This window comes from Anaerocolumna sp. AGMB13025, assembly GCF_029689925.1.
GTDB lineage: Bacteria > Bacillota > Clostridia > Lachnospirales > Lachnospiraceae > Anaerocolumna.
In genome coordinates, this window is the sequence record NZ_CP121445.1 from 3,985,440 (window position 1) to 4,010,266 (window position 24,827).

The following is a 24,827-nucleotide window of genomic DNA, read 5'->3' on the forward strand; positions in this document are numbered from 1 at the left end:
ATAAAATCCTCAGTTTCTTTCCCGGCAGAGGCTGTTGCAGACACATCAGCCTCTGCATTCATTCTTATAGAAAGAAGGGTTAAAAATATCATGCCGATGAAACAGCTTCCCAAGCATTTTGCTAAATTAAAAAGAAGAATTGATATTGCATACTATTTACCGGTTATCGTATGCCTGCTGTTTATCATTACACTGTTAATTCTGCCTACCGGCTACGAAGATGCAGTTATATATAAAGGAACAGACCGCTGTTCTGCACGTATCCTGTCAGTGAATAACGATACAATCATTGATACCGGTTTAATCCGCTCCGGAGAACAGACCTGTCAGGTGGAATTGCTGGGCGGAAAATTTAAAGGGCAGCAGACAGAGGCTTTTAATCTATTAAATGGTTCTCTTGAATCTGATAAAATCTTTTATCCGGGAGATAAAGCTCTGGTCGTTATCAGTTATGATAACAACCAGATTTTATCCGTAAATCTCATTGATCATTACCGAATTCATCACGAAGCAATCCTGGCTGCAGCCTTTATGATATTCTTAGTCCTGACTGCCGGCAAAACCGGACTCCGGGCAATCCTTGCCTTTATCACCACGGTTTTATTAATCTGGAAGGTATTGATTCCTACTTATTTAAATGGTCACAATCCGATTTATTACGGTTTACTGATTACAGTCTTATTAATTGTAATTACCATATCTTTAGTATATGGTTTTAACCGCAAAACCTTATCCGCAGTTTCCGGCTCTGCTCTTGGGATGTTTGTTACCTGTATTCTAGGTATGATATTTACCAGTGCATTTAAAATCCATGGTGCAATTATGCCTAACTCAGAAAGCCTGTTATACAGCGGATACCAGAATCTGAACCTGACTCAGATTTTTATGGCCAGCATCTTCATCGGTTCCTCCGGTGCTGTTATGGATCTGGCTGTTGATATTACCTCAGCTGTAAATGAAGTAATTGATAAAAAACCTGATATTACCTGGAAAGAAGCCTTTAAATCCGGTATGAATGTCGGCAGAGCCGCTATGGGTACCATGACCACCACCCTTTTACTGGCATATTCCGGGGGGTATATTGCCCTGCTCATGGTCTTTATGGCACAGGGAACTCCGATTTATAATATACTGAATTATAAATATGTATCAGCTGAGATTATTGAAACGATTGTAGGAAGTTTTGGTCTGGTGACCGTAGCACCATTTACAGCCTTGACCAGCGGTATCTTATTGACCTATAAAAATAAGAAAAAGATAGATATAGCAATAATCCAGACTGAAAGAGATGAACAGATAATCACTGAGAAAGCCTATTTGGATTAAGAAAGTGTTTGTAAAAAAGAATCCGATTATGAAAATAAAATTATTATGTCGTGTAGAAATTTAGTAGTCATAAAAAAATTAATTGTCTCACCACAAATTAATAGCCATGTCGCAAATTAATAGTATAATGCAAGTTTATAGTCATAATGAAAGTTAATAATCATAACTCATTGTAAAAGTTCTAACTCGGTTTACAAATAATAAACGTTGTTTAATAGTAATAACACAAATAAGGGAAGCCTCATTTAGCTTCCCTTAATCATTTTCTGTATAGTATTCCTTTGATTCATAACTTCCTTAGTCAGTAATCTCCTGATTAACTTTCTTTTATGTATAAGAGTTTCACAATCAAAGTACTCTGACTTTTAAAACACCCTCAATTCCATTTAACTTCTGAGCTGCGGTTTCGGATACATCTCCTTCGATATCAAGGACCGTATAGGCATAGTCACCGCGGCTCTTATTAATCATGTTGGATATGTTAATGTTCTCCACAGAGAATAAACCGGTAAACTGGGTTAACATATTCGGTATGTTCTTATGATTAATCGTGATACGTTTTGCTGAAGTACAAACCCCTGCATCGCAGTCCGGATAATTAACAGAATTCTTAATGGTTCCATATTCCATATATTCCATTATCTCTTTTACTGCCATAATAGCACAGTTATCTTCCGATTCCTCCGTAGAGGCTCCAAGATGAGGAATTGCAATGGCTCCTTCCATTCCTGCTGTTTTAGCGTTGGGGAAATCCGTAACATAACTTGCAACTTTACCGGCTTTTAGGGCTTCTGCCATATCATCATCATTAACCAGCAGATCCCTTGCAAAGTTAAGGATGACAACTCCGTCTTTCATCATAGACAGAGTATCTTTATTAATCATCTTTTTTGTATCCTCCAATAGAGGTACATGTACGGTAATATAATCGCAGGTACGGTATATTTCCTCTTTTGTCTTTACGTAAATGATATCCCTGGATAGATTCCAGGCATGCTGAACTGAAATATAAGGGTCACAGCCATACACTTCCATACCTAAACGCTTTGCTGCATTGGCGACTAATACACCAATAGCACCAAGTCCGATTACGCCTAACTTCTTACCTTCAATTTCCCTGCCGGCAAATTTAGACTTACCTTTTTCCACTAATTTAGCTACTGCTTCATCGTCTTTAATCGTTTGAACCCAGTTGATTCCGCCTACGATATTACGGGAAGCAAGCATTAACCCCGCAATTACAAGCTCCTTTACACCATTAGCATTGGCTCCGGGAGTATTAAATACTACGATTCCTTTTTCCGCACATTTATCAATAGGAATATTGTTAACACCTGCTCCTGCCCTTGCAATTGCTTTTAAATTCTCGGGTAATTCCGTGTCTAACATGGAAGCACTTCTTACCAGCACGGCATCCGCTTCTGGTAAGGAATCCACCTTCTGATATTCTTCTGTAAATAAATCCAGACCAATTGGGGCTATGGGATTTTGGCAATTATATTTAACCATAATGTCACTCCTTTTATTCTTTTATTTTGTGTTTTCTTCTTCGAATTTCTTCATGAATTCTACTAATTTTTCAACACCTTTTATTGGCATGGCATTATAAATACTTGCCCTCATACCACCAACAGATCTATGTCCTTTTAAATTCTCAAAACCGGCTGCTTTGGCTTCTTTAATAAATTTGGCATCGATTTCATCGTTTCCGGTAATAAATGGTACATTCATAAGGGAACGGTCTTCTTTTACAACAGTTCCTTTAAATAATTTACTTTGATCCAGGAAGTCATAAAGAATAGCTGCTTTCTTTTCATTGAGTTCTTTCATGGCTGAAAGACCACCTAACTTTTTAAGCCATTTAAATACTTTACCGCAGATATAAATTCCATAAGCAGGAGGCGTATTATACAAAGACTCATTCTCTGCATGGATTTTATATTTTAACATGGTTGGGGTTCCCGGTAACGTATCTTCTGTTATAAGATCTTCCCTGATAATTACGATTACCACACCTGCAGGTCCAACATTCTTTTGAACACCACCATAAATTACGCCATATTTGGATACATCAACAGGTTCCGATAAGAAACAGGAGGATACGTCTGCTACCAGGGTTTTACCCTTGGTGTTAGGGAGTTGTTTGAATTTTGTACCGTAGATTGTATTATTCTCACAGATATAGACATAATCTGCATCTTCACTGATAGGAAGCTCGGAGCAATCTGGTATATAGGAGAAGGTTTTATCTGCTGAGGATGCAATTGCATTGGCTTTACCATATATCTGGGCTTCCTGATAAGCTTTTTTAGCCCACTGTCCGGTTATAATAAAATCTGCTACTTTGTTTTTCATTAAATTCATAGGGATCATGGCAAACTGCTGGGACGCACCACCCTGTAAAAATAATACCTTGTAGTTATCAGGAATATTCATCAAATCCCTTAAATCCTGTTCTGCCTCTTTGATTATGGTTTCATAAGCCTTTGATCTGTGGCTCATCTCCATAACCGACATACCGGTGCCATTGTAGTCTAACATCTCCTCTGCTGCTTCCTTTAATACTTCTTCAGGTAAAACCGCCGGACCTGCTGAAAAATTATAAACTCTTCCCACTTTTATATCCTCCTTTAATATATTACTGATTCTACTTGTTAATTATAGCAAAACTAATATGTAAATATTAATTTTATAATTACTCATTACTTTTTTGTATTAATCCATTAAAGTGTTACCGTAAAAATTATGGCATTCATATAATAATTTATATAATACCTCTCATATTGGCAAATCACGAATAATTGTATTCATTTATTTTTGTACTTGACCACTTTAATAAATTACATTATAAAACTTAGTTAAATTTTAGTCAATATCTTATATGTATAAAAACGGACACTGAAACAAAACGAATATCATTTGCTCAAAAAGTGTCCGTTTACTACATGTTCCTCTTTGAACTCAGATGAACTTAATTTATTATTTCTTCATTTCCAGATCTTCTTCTGTAAATACTTCTTCAATAGCCGCACCAGGCGCAACCATGGGCCATACTTTATCATCACTTGGGATTTGACAATCTATGACAACAGGGGCATTTAGCGCAATGGCTTCCTTAAGTACTGGTTCAACTTCTTCTCTTTTGGTAATCCGGTAAGCTTTTGCTCCCATGGCTTCAGCTAGTTTCACAAAATCCACGCCGTCATTCAGGGTGGTGTGGGAATATCTCTGACCATAAAACAAGGACTGCCATTGTCTTACCATGCCAAGAACATGATTGTTAAAAACAACCTGTATAATAGGTATATTATAACGGGCTGCCGTTGCAATTTCGTTCATATTCATTCGAAAACACCCATCACCGGCTATATTAACAACAGTTTTATCCGGATTGCCGACTTTAGCTCCTATACAGGCTCCAAGTCCATAGCCCATGGTACCAAGACCACCGGAGGTAATGAAGGTTCTGGGCTTTTTATATTTAAAATACTGGGCTGACCACATCTGATGCTGCCCGACTTCTGTGGTTATAATTGCATCACCGCCTGTTATCTCATACAATTTTTCAAGGATATAAGGACCTGTCAGTAATTCTGTATGATATGTCAACGGGAATTTCTTCTTCATCTCCAGAACATGATCCACCCATTCCTTATTATCATGCTGTTCAAGCTTTTTATTCAGAATGGTTAAGACTTCCTTTACATCGCCGATAATACAATGGTTTGCCAGGACATTCTTATTGATTTCAACCGGATCAATGTCAATCTGAAGGATTTTAGCATTTTTGGCAAACTTCTGTGCATTACCGGTAACACGGTCGCTGAATCTGGCTCCAACCGTGATTAACAAATCACACTCGGTTACGCTTAAATTGGCGGTTTTTGTGCCATGCATTCCAAGCATTCCGGTATAATATGGTTCCTCACCGCTAAAAGCTCCTTTACCCATTAAAGTATCCGTTACCGGTGCGTCCACCTTATATACAAATTCCCTGACTTCCTGCTCTGCATCAGAGATAACAGCTCCTCCACCGATAAAAATCATAGGCTTTTTCGCTTCCTGAATCATCTTCAAGGCGATTTCAATATCTTCTTTAATTATAGTATCCTTTACTCGTTCAATGGGTACTATCACTGCTTTTTCGTATTCCGCTTTATTGGCGGTAACATCTTTGGCGATATCGACTAATACAGGACCTGGTCTTCCGGTCTGAGCTATCTTAAAAGCCTTTCTAAGGGTATCTGCCAATTTGCTTACATCCTTAACAATAAAATTATGTTTTGTTATAGGCATGGTAATTCCGGCAATATCTACTTCCTGAAAACTATCCTTGCCTAATAAGTTAACTGCAACATTACCGGTTATTGCTACCACCGGTACGGAATCCATATATGCAGTTGCTATTCCCGTAACCAGATTGGTCGCTCCCGGACCGCTGGTAGCAAGACATACACCGACTTTACCAGTAGATCTGGCATAACCGTCAGCAGCATGGGAAGCACCTTGTTCATGAGAAGTTAATATATGGTGTATTTCATCCTGATGCCGGTATAATTCATCATAAATATTTAAGACAGAGCCCCCCGGGTACCCAAATATGGTATCGACTCCCTGTTCCTTTAAACATTCAACTAATATCTGTGAACCTGTTAACTGCATATTACACCTCTTTCATAGAATATCCTGATCTATCTGTGATTGTTCTGCCTGATATGCTTAAACTTCGATCAAGCAGAATAATTACATTCCTTTTATCTTTTTGGTATCTCTAAGATAGCTCCCCTGTTACCAGAGGTTACCATAGCGGCATACCGTGCCAGATAACCGGTAGTGATTTTGGGTTCTCTTGGCTGCCATTTTGCTCTTCTTTCCTTTAGCTCTTCATCGGAGATGACAAAATTTAAGGTATTGGCATTAATATCAATCTGGATGATATCCCCTTCTTCCACCAGGGCAATATTCCCGCCGACTGCTGCTTCCGGTGATACATGACCGATGGAGGCTCCACGGGAAGCACCGGAGAAACGTCCGTCGGTAATTAAAGCAACACTGGAACCAAGCCCCATTCCCATAATGGCAGAAGTAGGATTTAACATTTCTCGCATGCCCGGACCTCCTTTTGGTCCTTCATACCGGATAACAACGACATCACCGGCTACAATCTGACCGCCCTTTATCGCAATGATTGCATCATCTTCGCAGTCAAATACTCTTGCCGGACCTTCATGTATCATCATTTCAGGAGCGACCGCGGAACGTTTTACGACTGCGGTATCCGGTGCAAGATTTCCCTTTAGGATTGCAATGCCGCCGGTTTCACTGTAGGGATTCTCCACAGGTCTTATTACCTCTGGATCACGATTAACACATCCAGCTATATTCTCTCCAACTGTCTTACCGGTAGCTGTAATTAAATCTGTATATAACAGTTTCTTCTTGTTTAATTCATTCATTACGGCATAAACTCCGCCTGCTTCGTTCAGGTCCTCCATATAGGTATGTCCTGCCGGAGCCAGGTGGCAGAGATTCGGAGTTTTTGCACTGATTTCATTAGCAATATCTAAATTTAACTCAATTCCGGCTTCATGGGCAATAGCCGGTAAATGGAGCATACTATTTGTGGAACAGCCCAGAGCCATATCTACGGTCAAGGCATTTAGGAATGCCTTCTCTGTCATAATATCCCTTGGTCTGATGTTCTTTTCATATAATTCCATTATCTTCATTCCGGCATGCTTTGCCAGACGAATTCTTTCAGAATATACTGCCGGAATAGTACCATTTCCCTGTAAACCCATGCCTAATACTTCTGTCAGACAGTTCATACTGTTGGCGGTATACATACCGGAACAGGACCCTGCCGTAGGACAGGTCTTACATGCATATTCTTCCACTTCTTCTTCGCTCATTTTACCTGCACTGTAAGCTCCTACCGCCTCAAACATACTGGACAAGCTGGTCTTTTCTCCATGTACCCTTCCAGCTAACATAGGACCTCCGCTTACAAAGATGGTAGGAATATTGACACGGGCCGCAGCCATTAAAAGCCCCGGTACATTCTTATCACAGTTTGGCACCATAACAAGGGCATCAAACGCATGAGCCACCGCCATAGCTTCTGTGGAATCTGCAATTAAATCTCTTGTAACAAGGGAATACTTCATGCCGGTATGACCCATGGCAATTCCATCACAAACCGCAATTGCCGGGAATACAATGGGAGTACCCCCTGCCATGGCAACACCAAGCTTTACTGCTTCTACGATTTTATCCAGGTTCATATGACCGGGTACGATTTCATTATAAGAACTTACAATACCAATCATGGGTTTTCTAAGTTCTTCCCCCGTAAGTCCCAGAGCATTAAAAAGTGATCTGTGGGGAGCCTGCCCAATTCCTGTTTTTACTGCATCACTGTTCATATTCCTAACCACCTTTTCTACTTTATGTGTTTAAAGCTGTATTAAGCGAATTTTATTACATATTCCTGCATAAAATTGCGGGTTTCTGTATATGATAACGTATTTCCTTTAAAAAATCAATTAATTTTTCTAATTGAGTTAATTTAACAGATTATTATTTCGAATACAGCTCAATAATCTTCAATAATATGTCTGTTACCTTTTCCATGGACTGGATGGAGATATATTCATATCTTCCATGGAAATTCACACCTCCGGTACATAGATTGGGGCAGGGAAGATTCATATAAGATAATCTGGCACCATCGGTACCGCCTCGGATTGGTGCTATAATGGGAGTTATACCAAGTTCTTCCATAGCTTTCTTTGCATTATCAATGAGGTGAATATGTGGTTCAATCATTTCTTTCATGTTATAGTAAGAATCCTTAATATCCACATGAAAAGTACCGGCACCGTATTTATCATTAAGATAATCTGCAATTTTTTGGAATCTTATCTTTTTTTCTTCAAATTTGGCTCTGTCATGATCGCGGATAATATAGGCGGCTTTGGCAGAATCTACAGAGCCTTCCAACGCTGCAAGCATAAAGAAACCTTCATAATTGTCTGTATACCTGGGATTTTGCTCTACCGGCAGCATGCTTTGGAATTCCATAGCTAACAATAATGCATTTTGCATTTTATCCTTAGCACTTCCGGGATGAATGCTGATTCCTTGTATCTGGAGTTTTGCCCCTGCTGCATTAAAGTTCTCATATTCAATTTCGCCTAATTCCCCGCCGTCAACTGTATAGGCAAAGTCTGCTCCAAAGCCCTTCACATCAAAAAAGTCAACGCCACGCCCAACTTCTTCATCAGGAGTAAATCCTATCTGAATGGTGCCATGCTCAATCTCAGGGTGGGTAAGCAGTGTTTCCGCTACAAACATTATTTCTGCAATTCCGGCCTTATCATCAGCCCCCAAAAGTGTGGTTCCATCTGTAACGATTAAATCCTGCCCTATATAAGATGTTAGACTGGGATACTGGGACGTCTCCATGATGATTTTTAATTCATCATTTAATACAATGTCTCTACCATCATATCCAGAGATGATTCTGGGGTTTACATCCTTGCCGCTGATTGCATTGGAGGTATCCATATGGGAGATAAATCCAAGAACCGGCAGTTCCCTTTTACTGGTGGCTGGAATGGTTGCATATACATAGCCGTGGTCGTCGGTTCTTACATTTTGAGCACCAATTTCCTTTAGCTCTTCTACTAATGCCAAGGCAAGTTTTTTTTGCTTTTCTGTACTGGGCACAGATTCCATATCATCTAAGGACTGTGTGTCGAATTTAACATACTTTAAAAATCTTTCTGTAACGCTTTTCATAAAGACCTCTTTTCTTATCATTTAATGATTTGTTTATTTTTTTATTGTACTTTTTGGTACAATAGAGAAATGCTTGTCTGAAAACCCTTGCTTCTATATACTTTATGCAATAGTTTTTCTACTTTTCATTACTATCTTGTTGTCCATAATACTACTTATTATCACTCATTTGTAAATTGTAATTCAACTTAATATTTCTATAGTATTTTAATGTTTTCTAATATTATAAACGATTGGCAATATTTTTACCAGAATGAATCATATCTACTTTTCTGATATTTATTATGATAAATAGTTGAAACTGGCATAGAAAAATCATTCCTGGCATAAAATCCGGTCAATCATTATTATTCTTCCTAAGATATAAAAAGACAGTATGAAACTATTTAGCTTGCATACTGCTTTTTAATATACCATATGTAGACAAGCAAACACCAGGAGTTATCTTATCTTTTAATCACCAATCTCAATGAGATTCCCTTCCGGGTCAGCAATGAACAAACCTACTCCTTGCATGTTACTTCCCCCTTTTATTACTTAGATAATTATCTATCTTTACTAAAATCTGATAGTTTTTCCAATTTCTTTATTTCTATTTTTTTGGTTACGACTTTTTTCTTACCATTTTTGTCAATGGTAGTAGTTATCTGATCGCCGGTCAGACAGTTTGTATCAACTGTCGCGGATTCTCCGGTAATAGTATATCCTGATAAATCCGTTTCGCCAATTAGATACCAGTCCTTATCTTGATAACGGAACCGAAAGATATATCCCCATCGCCAACTACTACCACCATACAAAGATACAACCACGGACCCTCTGCTATATTCTATTCCCTCAAAGGGATCTCCGTATATTCCTCCTTCTCCAGACCTCATAATTAGATTATTAGACTGAACCGACAGCTTATAGGTACCATCTTTTTGCTTAAAAATTACAAAGAATATTCTTGGCTGCCCTGACACTATAGTATCGGCATCTGTATATACTCCTGCATATTCTATTACAACGGCATAATCTTTTCGTTTATCCTTGTTTAAATCTCCTTGTACTTTGCTGATTATTTTCCAATCTTTCGGTATAAAATCCTCTAAGCTTTTGCCGGAAGATTTTATTTTAATATTATCTGGTTTCTCGGTGTTATTGGCAGCTAAAACAGTTTTGCCGTTTACACAAAATACAAGAAATATTAAGAATGAGATAATTAGCTTTTTCTTAAACATAGTTAGTCTCCTTATGGTTGCATCTAATACTTTGGAAAAGTAGGATGCAATTATATTTATAGATCATTTATAATTAATTATATACTATATTATCAGTGGAGGCTACCCATAATTTTCTATTTTTAAACCAAATGATATCGGCAGCATTAACTAATCTTCTTGATAACACATACAAGAACTAATAAGAACAAAGTGTAGTCAGTAAAACTAACACTTTCGCGCCAGAGTGGTTTGCGCAGCAATCACTTCCTCTCCGCGAGGTGTGCATCCATAGCGAAGCGTTTTTATGATAAGACGCATTTTCTTTTGCATAAAAAGGCGAGCATAGACTATGTAATCTTTACTCGCCTTAACAATCATTCCGATTTATTTTTTTCAGTATACTTCATAATGCAAAAAAAAGCCATTGCCGCTCTTACAATACCCAGACTAACGAATACGGTAATAATCCATAAACTTACTCTCATATTAAATCCCAAGAAGCCACAAAATATAGCTAAGGTTATGCCCCCTGTGAGGTCTATAAGATTATTTGCTAATTTCGTTTGTGATAAGTAATTCTTTTTTATGAATTGCAGCATTTTATGAACCTTTCTTAGGGATTTCATCCTGCTCATAATTCCAATTAAGATATCTAACTCAATAAGACTTTCTTCATATCTATTCCTATTGGATCTCACGAGTATACTAGGGCTTTATCGATTTTGTGTCAATACATGTCAGCTAATATTACATATCAGTCAATTACTTATTTACTTAATTCTCAAATTTGAATACTAATTTTGGCATCCCATAAAAAACCTGCTCTTCTGTTTTATAGTTGTTACCAGTATAATGACCGACTGTCTTGTGCCAAAAAGATTTCGCCCGAATGTTATTCTCTGCTGCCTGAGTAAAAAGCATCCATTTACCATGATGTCTTCCAAAAATTTCAGTTACTGCTTGATATGATATAGACTTACCCCTATAGGGGCTTAAAAGAAAAGTCTCATATACATAATAGTCTACCTCTTTTGGTGCATATTTACCGCTTCCTATAAGGCAGAAGCCTGCCGGGACTTTATCAACCATAATCAAATATGGATATAATAAGTCAGGATTATCAAACCATGCTTGTTGAATATCATATTGTTCGATCAGTGTTCTTATGGGACCTTCTTCGAATATCCCATACTCGTTAGGACAGGTACCGTGAATTCCTGCTAAATCATGTAAATAAAGCGGATACATATTTTTAATTATAAATCCATTCGTATTATCCGCTACTATAATTTCTATTTTCATTTTGAATTGCTCCTTTAATTATAAGATTATGACCAGCTTATATTCAAATGCAATTCTTGATATTAGTTTTCTATTTTGTATCTATGTCGGCGCTCCATACATTTGATCATAATATCAAAGAACTGCATGGAGCTTACGACTGAAACTTTTCACCCAGAACGTTCTCGTATTCATAAAAATACTCCTTTTTTCATATTACCATATCATGGAATTGTTTACATCGCTTAGTTATCAAACCAAAATACAATTCTTATTTCATCATCATTTTCAATTCCTCGTTCCTTTATTAGTTGTTCCATTTGTTTCTTCATATGTGTAAGATTTAAATTTAAATAGCCATCCCATTCTCTTAGTACCATACCTTGATGCTGAATGACTTTACTTTTTTTATCAACAAAATGTAATTGATATTCTTGACCGTTTTTTATTAAATCTACTGCTTTATTAAATTCATGCTCTTCGACCCAACCTTGTAGTGGCATAACATCAGCATAACCACTATCTTTGATTTCTCTTAAAGTCAGATATGAAGGATGATGAAAATTAATGTTCTCATTCTCGAAATTTATTTCATAGAAATTCTCATAATATTTTTTAATCAACGAGTCCATATTACCTGGTAAACCTTTTGCCCTTGCAATGGGAGAATAACTTTCTTCATTATCATTTCCTCTAATACCTGCTAATAAATAGAAAAGTCCATAATCACGATAACCATTAATTAAATCTGTATATCCAAACCCTTCATTTTCAGTAACCATGTAATCAGCCCAACCATCTCGTCGATACCAACGGTCAATATTAATCCATTTGTTATTTATATATCCTTCACAGAAAAGAGTTATATCGCAACCCATCAAATCACGTCCTAACATATAAGATATAAATTTATTTTTTATATTAAAAAAATAGTCATGTTTAAGCATCATAAATATTATAATACTTTTTATACAATTAATCTACATAATAGTTAATAATACCCAGGTGAAAACACATTGCTCTATATTACCTTACATTATTACTGTTGTGAAAGAATGTTTATAAAATAAATATACGATTATGCTTATTAAGTACGATATTCGTCTTTTATAATAAAATATCTCATTCTATCGCTCATATCTCTACCAAATCTTCGTAAAGTCCCTTCATAAACAAATCCAGTTTTATCAGGGCTTGCTTTAGTATTTCTTCGTCGCAGCCGCAAGCAAAAGCAACTAATAGTCCTAATTCAATAAACCCATAATCTAATATTTCTTCGGACTGGGTTCTATTTTTAAGGTACTGATAATTACATGCTTAGATGAACTGCTCTTAGAAAAGGCAGAATTAAAAACTAAGTATTATAAAAATAGTAGAGATGAATACAAAAGTCATTTTGCTTAAATCTAAAAGACAAAGTAGTTTTAATACATAATCCCTTTATCATAAGTGAGGGTTATATGTATTGAAACTACTTTGAACTTATCTAAAATTAATGAATAAATATTTACGTAGGTGGATTCTCCAATATTTTCAATGCAAAATAACCGCAACTTAGAGCCATAAGACCACACATAACCATTATTAAAAGACTAAAAAGTATAATAAGAATTATCAACCACTGTGGCATATGTTTTCTGAATATAATTGTTGCGATGAACGCTATTAATCCTATAATAAATCCAATACCAAATAAAATTGTTACAGTTAACATATGATATCATCCTTTACTAATAACTATTATTTTAATTCTATCGTTGTAATGTTTTGCTATAGCTGTTTTAATGTTTAACCCAAAAATGTAATTTTAATACTTATAGAATGTAGAGAACCAACTTGCTGAGATAACCAAGCCCAGTTATTAATTGCGCTTACGAATATACTATCATAACTTGCAGGTGAAAAATCATAAGTGTCTGATATTGTTACGTTATAAATAGCAAATATTGTCCCTGGCATTGTGACTGCTGTTGATGCATCGGTATTATGGAGTGCTAAAAATAAATCATAATTTTGATTCGATGGAAATTCTATACCAGCTTGTGTTTGATTTGCTTTGATTTTAGCAATATAATTTTTATATGCTGTTGTAGTTACAATTTTACTAGAAAACAATCCATTCGCATTTAAAGCATTTTCATTATAGTTAATGTTATTTACGGAATCTTCAAGTAATTCACCAGCACAAGTATAACCTTTATTCTTCAGAATTTGTGCTCCTGCCAACCATGCTAGCTGAATAGGATCTGCTGCGCCAGATAAAGTGGCTGAAACTACTGCACTAGATACATTTACTAAATCTGCTGATTTACTATTTTTTTCTTCTGATAAAATTTTCATATCATCTATGTATTTATTCAATTCAGCATTTGACATAGTTTTAAATTTGCTAACCTCATTAAGTATGATCGTATTGTTTGATATTGCTAATGTCGAGTTATTACTAGGTATTTGACTTGCATATACTGTATTTCCAATAAATAAACACAAGTAAAGCGCAAGTGATAAACTCATAAATTTTTTAAATTTTTTCATTAATATATAATCCCCTTTCTATTTTATATTAGAATTAAGTAATAGTTATTTAAAATAATAATATACATAAAATTCCATTATGTAAATAAATGTTTATAAACACAAAACATAATTTAGTAGAAAATACATTATTATTATTAATTGGATCTATTTTTAATTTCTATTCCTTTATTTTTTTCTTCTTAAAACTTTATTTATCCAATCTGCTTAACCAATCAACCAAGATACAAAAACAGATAATTCCGATTCGATAAGAAGAACGTTTCCAATAGCCTTTCCGCGACTGTCCCGGTTGTTATTCTGGGATTAATTGCATTTTCTTTTTTAATTGAAAGACTGGATAATCATGTAATAAACAGTGTATTGACGATAAAATTTAAGCTCTGCTGATGAGCAAAGCCTGAAATTATTTTTGTATAGGTAACCGGCAGTACTTCGATAACTTCTGTGACCATGGAAGCAGGTTATCAATAAATTCATACGAGTTATCATTTTGATGCTGTCTCATGTATCTAGCACATAGGTTGAAGTTCAGACCGCTGGCTTTTCTGTCATTAATTCTATGCTTCCATAGTTCAAATGATTTCTGATTCATAAAGTTCCTCCTGGATTTATTAATTATTCCCAGAGTAGCTCATGAGTATATCTTTTTCACTACGTCATCTTTTGAAGCACTTACTTTATATACCATTCGTTTGCTACATAAATCGTTTTATTCTATCTTAAAATATCTCTCATTGTTTTCATCATATCACAAAAAAGCGCAACCCACGGAAACCTTTTCCTTGGATTGCACTAATAGTAATCTTTGAAATTCGACTACATTCTCTTTATATTGAAATGCTTATTTTACTGGGATTTCATACATTTTTGTTAGCTACGTGTCCACTACGTTCATTTCTCTATATTGCCTTGCATTAATTCACAGTTGTGAATTAAAATAAATAGTAGATTATGCTTATTAAGGACGATATTCGTCTTTTATAATAGAATATCTCATTCTATCGCTCATATCTCTACCAAATCTTCGTAAAGTCCCTTCATAAACAAATCCAGTTTTTATCAGGGCTTGCTTTAGTATTTCTTCGTCGCAGCCGCAATAAGCAAAAGCAACTAATAGTCCTAATTCATTAAACCCATAATCTAATATTAGTTTAAGTGCCTCAGTGACGTAGTCTATATCGTTAAACTTATGACAAATATGAACTTCCGCTTCTCTATACCCCTTATATCTGTTTATGTCAACAAGACCAACAACTCCAATAAGTTTTCCTGTTTCCTTTAAAATAACTGGGTACAATTCTTGATACTCTTTCCATATTTTGATAGAATCTAAGCTATCATTAACTGTCCTAAAATTCAAATAATCAATAAAATGGTTTGATTTTTGTTTCACTTCAAACAAATCGGTTGCGTCACTTTCGCTCCATTCTCTGACTAATAATCTGTTAGATTCAATGGTTTTCATAATATTCCCTCCAATGTTTAGTAAGTAATCAACAGTAACATGGAAGTATTTTGCTAAAATCGGCAACATAACTACATCAGGGTATGTTACTGACGTTTCCCATCTTGATATCGTTTGCATGCTAACATTTAGATATTCTGCAAGTTGATGTTGTGTTATGCCTTTTTTTATTCTTAATTTTTTGATTGATGCTCCAATGTCCATATTCATTACTCCTGATATAAATTTGTAACGTTACAAGATGATAATAACTCAAAACCATTTCATCTTCTATATCACAAAACAAGAAAGGGTTAAACATATATGAGATATAAATTAAAATATCTTTCTTGAAATTTTGTTTAGGTACGGCGCTCTAATAAGTTTTTTTATATCTTGAAAACTAATCACGAACTCTTCATCATGGTTTTGAGTATTAAAAAAGAACGATACTTCTTTTGACTTTGTTAAATACCAGCAAACGTTTTCATTTATCAGCCCATTTAATACTTCTTTATTGGTATACAGACCATTATAGTTCATTACATCTATTAGCTTATAAGTGCCCTTTTCGGGCTTTGAGTCGAAATCTCTATCAAAGATGACATTTCCTTTGTACTTAAGAATGGATTTATCTAATTTTATTATATCATTTAATTTCAAAACTTTTAACCTATCCAAGTCAATAGTATATGAATATCCCCAAGTATTTGGATGCGCTGCGCCTTTACTATATGCATATACGGCGTACCTAATACTCAGTAAATGATTATTAGAAAAGCTTGGTTGACACTTAAACTCTAATGTTTGATCTTTCGTGTTTGAAATCGTCTTCAAAATATCACTAACTTTTAGATTTTTATCTTCCCAAAAATTGAACCAATCCGTAATGTAATTAAAAACTTCATGTTCAAGAAGAAAATTAATTTCTTTTTGCTCTTTAGAGTTTGATAACCCTCTGATTTGAGGAAACTCAACAATAATCGAATTTCTTTTATAATACTTAATATATACTTGGTAATCTGCTTTTCCACTTGCATATACCATTGTCGGAAAACATTGTAGCATTATTAATATAAACATAATCCCAATTAAGATAGTGCTCTTTTTCAAGGTGATACTCCCCTCAACATATAATATAAATTTTCAACTTTCAATTGATAACGATAAGTCTATTGTCCATAATAATTATTCATTATGTGATATAATACATTATTACATATAAAATTACCACTAATTTGTATATAAAATTATTCTCTTGGTTAAAACCATTTGTATTATTTCAACTTATAATTTTAACTATAATAAAATATCTGGAATTCATTTACTATTTATTAACTACTTGTTAGCTACGGACATTTATTCAAGCGTTCTTACGTTATCTCTCGCTGCCTATAGCAATACACAAAAAAAGCGCAACCCAAAGAAAACCTTGATTTTCCATGAATTGCGCAATATAAAATTCTTGATATTCGACTACACTCTCTTTAAATAATCACCAGTTCTGGTATCAATACTGATCTTGTCCCCTTGTTCCACAAATAATGGAACATAAACCGTTGCACCGGTTTCAACAATAGCAGGTTTTGTAGCATTCTGAGCGGTATCACCTTTAAATCCTGGTTCTGTTTCGATAATTACTAATTCTACAAATAAAGGCGGTTCAATTGCAAATACCTGTCCGTTGTGAGAAAGCATCTTAACCATATCGTTCTCTTTTACAAACTTTAAGGAATCTCCGATGTTATCTTCATTTAAACCAAACTGATCATAGGTGTTAACATCCATGAAGTGATATAAGTCTCCGTCTTTATATAAATATTGCATATCAGAACGTTCAATGTGAGCCTGTGGACACTTTTCAGTTGGTCTGAAAGTTCTTTCCACAACACCGCCGCTCTTGATATTCCTTAATTTTGTTCTTACGAAAGCTGCACCTTTACCAGGTTTTACATGCTGGAATTCAATTACCTGAAATATATTATTGTCTAATTCGATTGTTAAGCCATTTCTAAAATCGCCTGCTGATACCATATATGATATTTTCCTCCTTAAATTAACTACTCTATAGTTTATCTTATCTGACAAGTTTTTTCAACTATTTTTTATTAAAACGAAAAAATATATACAACTGATTCTACTAAATTACAGCATACTGATTATCGCATCTACTGCCAAAATATAGCCACTTAGTCCTAATCCTACAATCTGACCGGTACAAACCGGCGCAGTCACAGATACATGTCTGAATTCCTCCCGTTTATGGACATTGGATATATGTACTTCGATTTTAGGCATATCCATCGTAGCAAGGGCGTCACGAATTGCATAACTGTAATGGGTAAATGCTCCTGGATTGATTATAATTCCCTGAGTTCCATCAAAATATGCCTCTTGTATACGGTCAATGATAGCACCTTCACTGTTGCTTTGAAACGTATCAATGGTGATGTTCTCCTTTTCGGCTTTTTCACTCAGTAAAGAAAGCAGGTATTTAAAATCCTGATTACCATATATGGTCTTTTCGCGGATTCCCAAAAAATTAAGGTTTGGTCCGTTAATTACTAATACTTTCATGGCTTAACTCCTGTTCTTTTTATTATTTCATCTATTATATCATCAAAACTTCTGCCATCCGTATTAACTTCCATATGTGCGGCCCTTTCATAAACAGGTGCTCTGGATGTAAACAGATCCTCCAGTTTTTTAGCCGGATTGTCTCCGCTAAGCAGGGGTCTTGTTGTATCTCCCGCCAGTCGTATAAGAATCGTTGCTCTGGTAGCTTTTAAGAATATAACTTGTCCCAGCTGCTGTAACAGCTCCGCGTTCCCTGGTTTCATTGGCAGTCCTCCGCCTACAGACAGTACTGTCTGGTCCATTTTACCAATAAAGCCTTTTATGGTACTGGTTTCTAAATCCCTGAAATAAGCTTCTCCCTCTTTTGCAAAAATACTCTTAATGGTACGGTTACAGCTATCCTCAATAAACCGGTCCGTATCTGTAAACCCATAACCAAGCCTTGCAGCCAGCAAGTTACCGACACTGGTCTTACCACAACCCATAAAACCAATCAAAACAATGTTGCTCATACCAACCTCTTTTCTACCTCCATTGTCACGATAATATTAATTTTATTTATCTGGTCTTTACATTACCCTTTCACTGTTTCCCTTTGCCGCTTCTTCGGTAAAAATAAAGGACGATTCTTTCCAAATAACGCTTAACCTTAATCTGTATTTCCTTTTCTGGTCCAATGGGCTTTACAAAATAACTTTTTATACCGGCAAGTTTTGCCCCATAAATATCTGTAAATAACTGATCACCAATGAATACGGTAGTTTCTCTGTTTGATTTCATCAGCTGCATTGCTTTTTTGTAATTTTTCGTTGAGGGCTTGCCTGCTTTGGAGATGTATTTTACCTGAATCTTTTTATTGAAGCGTTTTACCCGTTCCTCACTATTGTTAGATATCAGGCAGATTAAAAAACCGGTCTGTTTTAATTTCGTCATAAGTTTAATGCATCTGTCATCTGCATCAGCGCCATGTTCGACCAATGTATTATCTATATCAAAAAGCAGCCCTTTGTAACCTTTCTTATAGAGGGCGTCATAATCAATGTCATAAGCGGAATCTGCCACTTCATCTGGATAAAATATCTGAAACATTCCATTACCTCCGGATTATGGTTAATTTTACTTCACATCATTATAGCAGAAACGGGCTGAACTTGGCAAGTCTAACCAACTTCTTTCAGTGTAAAATAAAACTCTTGTTAATTTTCAGGGATGGTAAAACAAGTAATCCCGTGTTACAATATGCGTAATTATAAAAAAAATATACTTAATTAAACTTTCGTTGTTTTGAAACGGAAGTTATTATATGGAATCATTAGGAGGAACATATGTCTGACCACATAGTAAAAAACAAAGAACTCACTCTAAAAATAAACAGTCTTGGAGCTGAACTTGTTGCTATTACCGATACGAATTCAAACACAGATTATCTTTGGAATGGTGACCCTACCTTTTGGAAGCGCCATTCTCCTGTCCTTTTCCCCATTGTAGGAAGTCTTAATAACCAGACTTATATGTATAATGGCAAGGAATATCATCTGCCTCAGCATGGTTTCGCCAGAGATACAGAATTCACTGTAGTATCGGAAACTGATTCCGAAATCTGGTTTCGAATCCAAGCCAATGAAGAAACCCTTAAAGTTTATCCCTTCTTATTCACTTTGGAGATTGGGTACCGCCTAATGGGCAGAAGTATTGATGTTATGTGGAAGGTTAGTAATAACGGAGACTCAAAAATGTATTTTTCCATTGGAGCACACCCGGCATTTATGCTTCCCTTATATAATAATCATGACCAGAAGGATTATTATATCGTTTTTGATCATACGAATCCGGTCCGCTATCTCACTATTAACGAGAACGGACTGGCTGTAATGAAACCTATGGAGGCACAATCTGTCCTTGCTACGGAGAATGGATTCCTAAAATATGATCCCCATATCTTTGATCAGGATGCCCTTATTATTGAGCATGACCAGTATCATGCTGTTTCTCTGGCTGATCCGGATAAAAAACCTTATGTAACCCTTCGTTTTGATGCACCCTTATTTGGACTTTGGACCCCCTCCGGTAAGAATGCACCTTTTGTATGTATTGAACCCTGGTATGGGCGCTGTGACAGCAGCCGTTCTAATGGTAGACTAGAGGATAAGGACTGGATTAATGATCTGGACGCTGGCAAAGTGTTTGAGGCGTCATATACTATTGATATAGGTTAGAAAGGTCGTGATTCCATGAAAAAGCCTATTATCGGGTTGACTCCCCAATATGATTACGAAAGAAACCGAGTATGGATAGGTCCTAACTATCTGGGAGCTGTAAAGGCTGCCGGCGGAGTACCCATCTTGCTGCCATTACAGGCAGATAAGGAAGAGCTTGAAGCCGTGTCAAAGGTTTGTGATGGGTTTTTATTTACGGGAGGGCCGGATATTGACCCTTTCCGCTTTGGTGAAGAGACCGTAAGTCAGTGCGGTGTTGTTATACCAGAACGGGACAAAATGGAGGAGGATTTATTTCAGACCGTTATGGAATCTGGTAAACCTATTCTAGGAATCTGCCGGGGTATTCAGGTACTTAATGTATTCTTAGGCGGAACCTTATATCAGGATATACCTGCCCAGTTTCCGTCTGATTTATCCATAGCCCATTCCCAGCTCTCTGGTAATTCCGTGCTAAGCCACAGTGTTTTAGTCAAAAAAGGGACCCTGCTTTCTGATATTTTATGTAAGGATTATATTAAAGTAAACAGCTTTCACCATCAGGGAATCAAAGATTTAGCCCCTGTTTTACAAACCGCTGGCATATCAATGGATTCCCTGATTGAAGCCGTTTATCTTCCGGAACATAAATTCTTCCTTGGGGTGCAATGGCATCCGGAGCATTTGTATCGTTCCAATGAAGATGCATTAAAAATATTTCAGTCATTTGTAAATGCTTGTATGTAGATAAAACCCTCAAAAAAGTAAGAACCTTCCATTGATTCAAAGAAGTCGGATGGAGGGTTCTTACTCTTTATGCTTATGAAATTATCCTAATCAGGGTTTTTGTATTTGCAGCATTCTGACATTTTCTACTCAATACAAAATAAAGTACAAACTACAATTTTATTACCAAATTATCTTTTTACCTTTCCACCCCGCGAATTCTGTCTGTCTTTGCCTCTGCCAGCGATTACCTTCCCGCCATTATTGGCATTGCGTTTTGTTGATCCCTCTGCTTTCTGTCTTTTGGCAAAGGTCATATCTACAGTTCCACGGTTTTTCACTGTGCCGCTTTGTTTTCCTGTATTGTTCTGTTTCCCTGTATTGTTCTGTCTCTCTGTATTGCTTTGTCTACCTGCATTGCTTTGTCTACCTGTATTGCTTTCTTTACCATTATAGCTCTGCTTTCCATGGTTCTGCTTTCCTTCATGGTTCTGCTTATCTTTATTCCATTCTTTTGAGTCGCGGCTCCTTCTATCGTCCGTACCCCTTTGGTTTTGTCCGGAAGTCTTTGGTAATCTTCCACGACTGTATCTATCAGAACCAGAAGTTCTTGACCTGCCCTCCTGCCTCTTATCTTCTTTATTCTCTAAACGGTGTCCATAATTCTTAGGACGGATCAGACATTTCTTATCATAACCAATTAAATCCGTACGGTGAGCCAGGGTCAGGGCTTCCACTACCAGGTCATAATTCTTTGGATTGCGATATTGGATTAAGGCTCTTTGCATAGCTTTCTCATGAGGAGTTTTGGGAACATATACTGCCTGCATGGTTCTGGGATCAAGTCCGGTATAATACATACAGGTCGATATGGTGGAGGGAGTAGGATAAAAATCCTGTACCTGTTCCGGCATATAACCTAAATCTCTTAGATATTCCGCAAGTGCTACAGCCTCCTTTAGAGTTGAACCCGGATGAGAAGACATAAGATAGGGAACCACGAACTGATTCTTGCCAAGCTTTTCATTGGTTTTTTTATATTTTGCTAAAAATTCTTCATACACCGAATTCTTAGGTTTACCCATCATCTCCAACACTTTATCACTGATATGCTCCGGTGCTACCTTTAATTGTCCGCTGATGTGATGCTCACACAGTTCATTCATAAAGGTTTCATCCTTATCCTTAATCAGATAATCAAAACGGATACCGGACCGGACGAATACTTTTTTTACATTTGGCAGATTCCTTAATTTTCTTAACAGGGATAGATAATCACTGTGTTCGACCTTAAGGCTTTTACAGGGAGTAGGGAATAAGCACTGCTTATTGATACAGGCACCTTTGCTGTTTTGCTTCTCACAAGCAGTATGTCTGAAATTTGCAGTTGGTCCTCCTACATCATTAATGTAACCTTTAAAATCCTTGTCCCAGATTAAATGATTTGCCTCGGCCAGTATGGACTCATGACTTCTAGTCTGCACAATTCTTCCCTGGTGAAAGGTCAGGGCACAGAAATTACACCCGCCGAAACATCCGCGGTTACTGGTTAAACTAAACTTTAATTCTACAATCGCAGGAATTCCACCTAAAGGGATATAAGACGGATGGAAATCTCTCATAAAAGGCAGGGAATAGACCCGGTCCATTTCTGCCTGGGTCAGGGGTTTCGCTGGAGGGTTTTGAATTACATATTCACTATCTTTATATTTTTCAATTAATCTCTTACCGGAGTAAGGATCTGTATTGGTATACTGGATATAAAAGCTTTTTGCAAAGGTTTCCTTATTATCTAAAATATCTTGATAAGCCGGAAGGGAAACACCGTCATAAACAGAGGACAAATCCTTCGCTTTATAAACCGTACCGTCAATAAAAGTTATATCTTTAACTGCTAATCCACTGTCTAAGGCTTCTGCAATTTCAACGATGGAATGCTCTCCCATTCCATAGGATATGAGATCAGCCTGGGAATCAAGAAGAATGGAGCGCTTTACTGAATCACTCCAATAATCGTAGTGACCAAGCCTTCGCAAACTGGCTTCAATACCTCCGATAATAATGGGTGCATTTTTATATGTTTTACGAATCAGGTTACAGTATACAATTGTAGCCCGGTCGGGACGTTTTCCCATTACACCCCCCGGCGAGTAGGCATCCTGAGCCCTTCTCTTTTTCGCAACCGTATAGTGGTTTACCATGGTATCCATATTGCCGCCGCTTACCAAAAATCCTAGTCTTGGCGTCCCAAGTACCGTTATACTGGCACTGTCCTTCCAGTCAGGCTGAGAGATTATCCCTACCTTAAAGCCATGGCTTTCCAGTACTCTGCTGATAATAGCAGGACCAAAGGAATGGTGGTCAACATAAGCATCTCCGATTACATAAACAAAGTCACATTGGTCCCATCCTCTTTTGTCCATATCTTCCTTACTAATTGGCAAAAAATCTTTAATCATATCTATTATTACACGAAACAGCTTATTATAATTTTTAAGCGTTTCTTTCTCCTTTCGTTGGTAGAAGGTAATTGAGCTGAATCTTGCCCACAGGGCAACTGAAACTATGAAATTCGTATTAATAGTAGGGTATATTCAGAATACTAAATAGTTTCGCGATTACCAAGGCAGAAGGTAAGCAGGAATCTCGAATCAATCTTATACCTGTATCCCATATAAGTAATGCGAATTTTTTCAGACCAGAATCTTACCCTTAAGCTGAAGTGATGAGGTTCGTTTCAGCTGTATAATATATTTTAAATCGATATAGTTCCGCAGAACAAAGAATCCGATAACAGTCATATCAATATAGTATAACTTATTTACTAGGATTAGTCGATAGTTAATTTAGGAAGGATTCCTGCATTAAAGGAACATAATATTGAAAGGATGCCAATTAATCAGAGACCTTTCGGTATATATAAGAAAATTGACTTTATAAAATCAGCCTGCTTTATTCTGGACAAAGCAGGCTTTACATTTATTTAATATCTGTTAATACAATATATTATTAAGCTGCATCAGCTTTCAAATCCTGCCGTATCATCTACTGGAAGTGAAAACAGAATACCTTTCGCTTTTGTATTTATCCCTACGGACTTATTTACCTCCTCCATAATACCTTCTTTATCTTCCTTTTTAGCTAAAATCAGTATCAGTTCTCTCTCCGGCCAAATCGCAATTTCCAGAAACTTAGCAGCTTCTGAATTACCGATACCACGGGCATGTATAATTGTTCCGCCGGAAGCTCCTCTTGATTTAGCCGCCTCCATGGCTTGGTCTGAAAAACCCTGGGCTACTACTATCACAATAAGTTCATATATTCTTTCCGGTTTCATTGGCTTCTCCTCTTCTCCAGATTCTCTGACTATTATATTTCCATTCATTTGATCTTTATCTAAACGGGCCATTATACTGCTCATACAGCATAAGGGTACGGTAAATGCAATTCCTTTTCCAGGCTGTTTAAAGTCCATCTTCTCATAAAGCTGCTGGATTATAGTATCTATTTGGTTTTCAGCAATAATACTAACTACAATATTCTTCCTGGTCTCGCCTAATCCCAGAAAATCAAGCATTTCAGAGCCGGCAGTCCCCCGTCCATGGGATACCAGATGCAGCGGGACATGCTGTGCTAAATATATATCTGTAAGCAGTCTTTCACTACCGCAATCTACAATTGTTATTAAAACCTTCATTTTTACAGGTTTAGGATTATTATTATCCATAATAG

The 24,827-nt window shown here is 36.4% G+C and carries 21 protein-coding genes; 3 read left to right on the forward strand and 18 right to left on the reverse strand.

The window, feature by feature from the left end:
- Positions 1-90: 90 nt before the first annotated feature.
- Positions 91-1,326 carry a YibE/F family protein gene (locus tag QA584_RS16475; protein WP_331487649.1) on the forward strand — a complete coding sequence of 412 codons (1,236 nt, stop codon included), beginning with the start codon at positions 91-93 and terminating at the stop codon, positions 1,324-1,326.
- A 348-nt stretch (positions 1,327-1,674) separates the two neighbouring features.
- Here QA584_RS16475 and QA584_RS16480 read toward each other — a convergent pair whose 3' ends face one another.
- The 16 genes from QA584_RS16480 to QA584_RS16555 all read right to left on the reverse strand — a co-directional run bounded on the left by QA584_RS16480 (position 1,675) and on the right by QA584_RS16555 (position 19,263).
- Positions 1,675-2,835 carry a phosphoglycerate dehydrogenase gene (locus QA584_RS16480; RefSeq protein ID WP_278270149.1) on the reverse strand — a complete coding sequence of 387 codons (1,161 nt, stop codon included), beginning with the start codon at positions 2,833-2,835 and terminating at the stop codon, positions 1,675-1,677.
- Positions 2,836-2,856: 21 nt separating this feature from the next.
- The gene (serC, locus tag QA584_RS16485) at positions 2,857-3,942 is read right to left on the reverse strand and encodes a 3-phosphoserine/phosphohydroxythreonine transaminase (RefSeq protein ID WP_278270150.1); all 1,086 of its coding nucleotides are present in this window, start codon (positions 3,940-3,942) and stop codon (positions 2,857-2,859) included.
- A 363-nt stretch (positions 3,943-4,305) separates the two neighbouring features.
- Positions 4,306-5,988, reverse strand: a complete 1,683-nt coding sequence (gene ilvB, locus QA584_RS16490; protein WP_278270151.1) for a biosynthetic-type acetolactate synthase large subunit — start codon at positions 5,986-5,988, stop codon at positions 4,306-4,308.
- 92 nt (positions 5,989-6,080) lie between these two features.
- Positions 6,081-7,751, reverse strand: a complete 1,671-nt coding sequence (gene ilvD, locus QA584_RS16495; RefSeq protein WP_278270152.1) for a dihydroxy-acid dehydratase — start codon at positions 7,749-7,751, stop codon at positions 6,081-6,083.
- 154 nt (positions 7,752-7,905) lie between these two features.
- Positions 7,906-9,129, reverse strand: coding sequence for a peptidase T (gene pepT / locus QA584_RS16500; protein WP_278270153.1), 1,224 nt, complete (start codon positions 9,127-9,129; stop codon positions 7,906-7,908).
- 545 nt (positions 9,130-9,674) lie between these two features.
- Positions 9,675-10,352 (reverse strand): hypothetical protein, encoded by a 678-nt coding sequence (locus tag QA584_RS16505; protein WP_278270154.1) that lies wholly within the window; start codon positions 10,350-10,352, stop codon positions 9,675-9,677.
- 756 nt (positions 10,353-11,108) lie between these two features.
- Positions 11,109-11,636 carry a GNAT family N-acetyltransferase gene (locus QA584_RS16510; RefSeq protein ID WP_278270155.1) on the reverse strand — a complete coding sequence of 176 codons (528 nt, stop codon included), beginning with the start codon at positions 11,634-11,636 and terminating at the stop codon, positions 11,109-11,111.
- Positions 11,637-11,860: 224 nt separating this feature from the next.
- Complete coding sequence (locus tag QA584_RS16515; RefSeq protein ID WP_278270156.1) at positions 11,861-12,493, reverse strand: hypothetical protein; 633 nt, start codon at positions 12,491-12,493, stop codon at positions 11,861-11,863.
- Positions 12,494-13,403: 910 nt separating this feature from the next.
- Entirely contained in the window at positions 13,404-14,150 is a 747-nt protein-coding gene (locus tag QA584_RS16520) for a hypothetical protein (protein WP_278270157.1), read from the reverse strand.
- Between the two features lie 406 nt (positions 14,151-14,556).
- On the reverse strand, positions 14,557-14,745 hold the full coding sequence (locus QA584_RS16525; RefSeq protein ID WP_278270158.1) for a hypothetical protein: 189 nt from the start codon (positions 14,743-14,745) through the stop codon (positions 14,557-14,559).
- 366 nt (positions 14,746-15,111) lie between these two features.
- Positions 15,112-15,822, reverse strand: a complete 711-nt coding sequence (locus QA584_RS16530) for a GNAT family N-acetyltransferase (RefSeq protein WP_278270159.1) — start codon at positions 15,820-15,822, stop codon at positions 15,112-15,114.
- Between the two features lie 111 nt (positions 15,823-15,933).
- Positions 15,934-16,710, reverse strand: coding sequence for a hypothetical protein (locus tag QA584_RS16535; RefSeq protein WP_278270160.1), 777 nt, complete (start codon positions 16,708-16,710; stop codon positions 15,934-15,936).
- 363 nt (positions 16,711-17,073) lie between these two features.
- Positions 17,074-17,631: an elongation factor P gene (efp, locus tag QA584_RS16540; RefSeq protein WP_278270161.1), complete on the reverse strand. Its 558-nt coding sequence runs from the start codon at positions 17,629-17,631 to the stop codon at positions 17,074-17,076.
- Between the two features lie 111 nt (positions 17,632-17,742).
- Entirely contained in the window at positions 17,743-18,174 is a 432-nt protein-coding gene (gene aroQ / locus QA584_RS16545) for a type II 3-dehydroquinate dehydratase (protein WP_278270163.1), read from the reverse strand.
- Positions 18,171-18,686 carry a shikimate kinase gene (locus QA584_RS16550; protein ID WP_278270164.1) on the reverse strand — a complete coding sequence of 172 codons (516 nt, stop codon included), beginning with the start codon at positions 18,684-18,686 and terminating at the stop codon, positions 18,171-18,173. Before QA584_RS16550 ends, aroQ begins: the two co-directional genes overlap by 4 nt.
- Positions 18,687-18,756: 70 nt before the next feature.
- Positions 18,757-19,263, reverse strand: coding sequence for a YqeG family HAD IIIA-type phosphatase (locus tag QA584_RS16555; RefSeq protein ID WP_278270166.1), 507 nt, complete (start codon positions 19,261-19,263; stop codon positions 18,757-18,759).
- 236 nt (positions 19,264-19,499) lie between these two features.
- Between QA584_RS16555 and QA584_RS16560 the strand changes: the two genes are divergently transcribed.
- Both QA584_RS16560 and QA584_RS16565 read left to right on the forward strand, forming a co-directional pair.
- Entirely contained in the window at positions 19,500-20,390 is an 891-nt protein-coding gene (locus tag QA584_RS16560) for an aldose 1-epimerase family protein (protein WP_278270168.1), read from the forward strand.
- A 15-nt stretch (positions 20,391-20,405) separates the two neighbouring features.
- On the forward strand, positions 20,406-21,116 hold the full coding sequence (locus QA584_RS16565; RefSeq protein WP_278270169.1) for a gamma-glutamyl-gamma-aminobutyrate hydrolase family protein: 711 nt from the start codon (positions 20,406-20,408) through the stop codon (positions 21,114-21,116).
- Positions 21,117-21,286: 170 nt separating this feature from the next.
- Here the strand turns inward: QA584_RS16565 and QA584_RS16570 are convergent, their stop codons facing one another.
- Positions 21,287-23,554, reverse strand: a complete 2,268-nt coding sequence (locus QA584_RS16570) for a YgiQ family radical SAM protein (RefSeq protein ID WP_278270170.1) — start codon at positions 23,552-23,554, stop codon at positions 21,287-21,289.
- A 560-nt stretch (positions 23,555-24,114) separates the two neighbouring features.
- A complete protein-coding gene (locus tag QA584_RS16575) occupies positions 24,115-24,822 on the reverse strand; it encodes a P-II family nitrogen regulator (protein ID WP_278270171.1) in 708 nt (235 codons plus the stop codon).
- Positions 24,823-24,827: the final 5 nt, after the last annotated feature.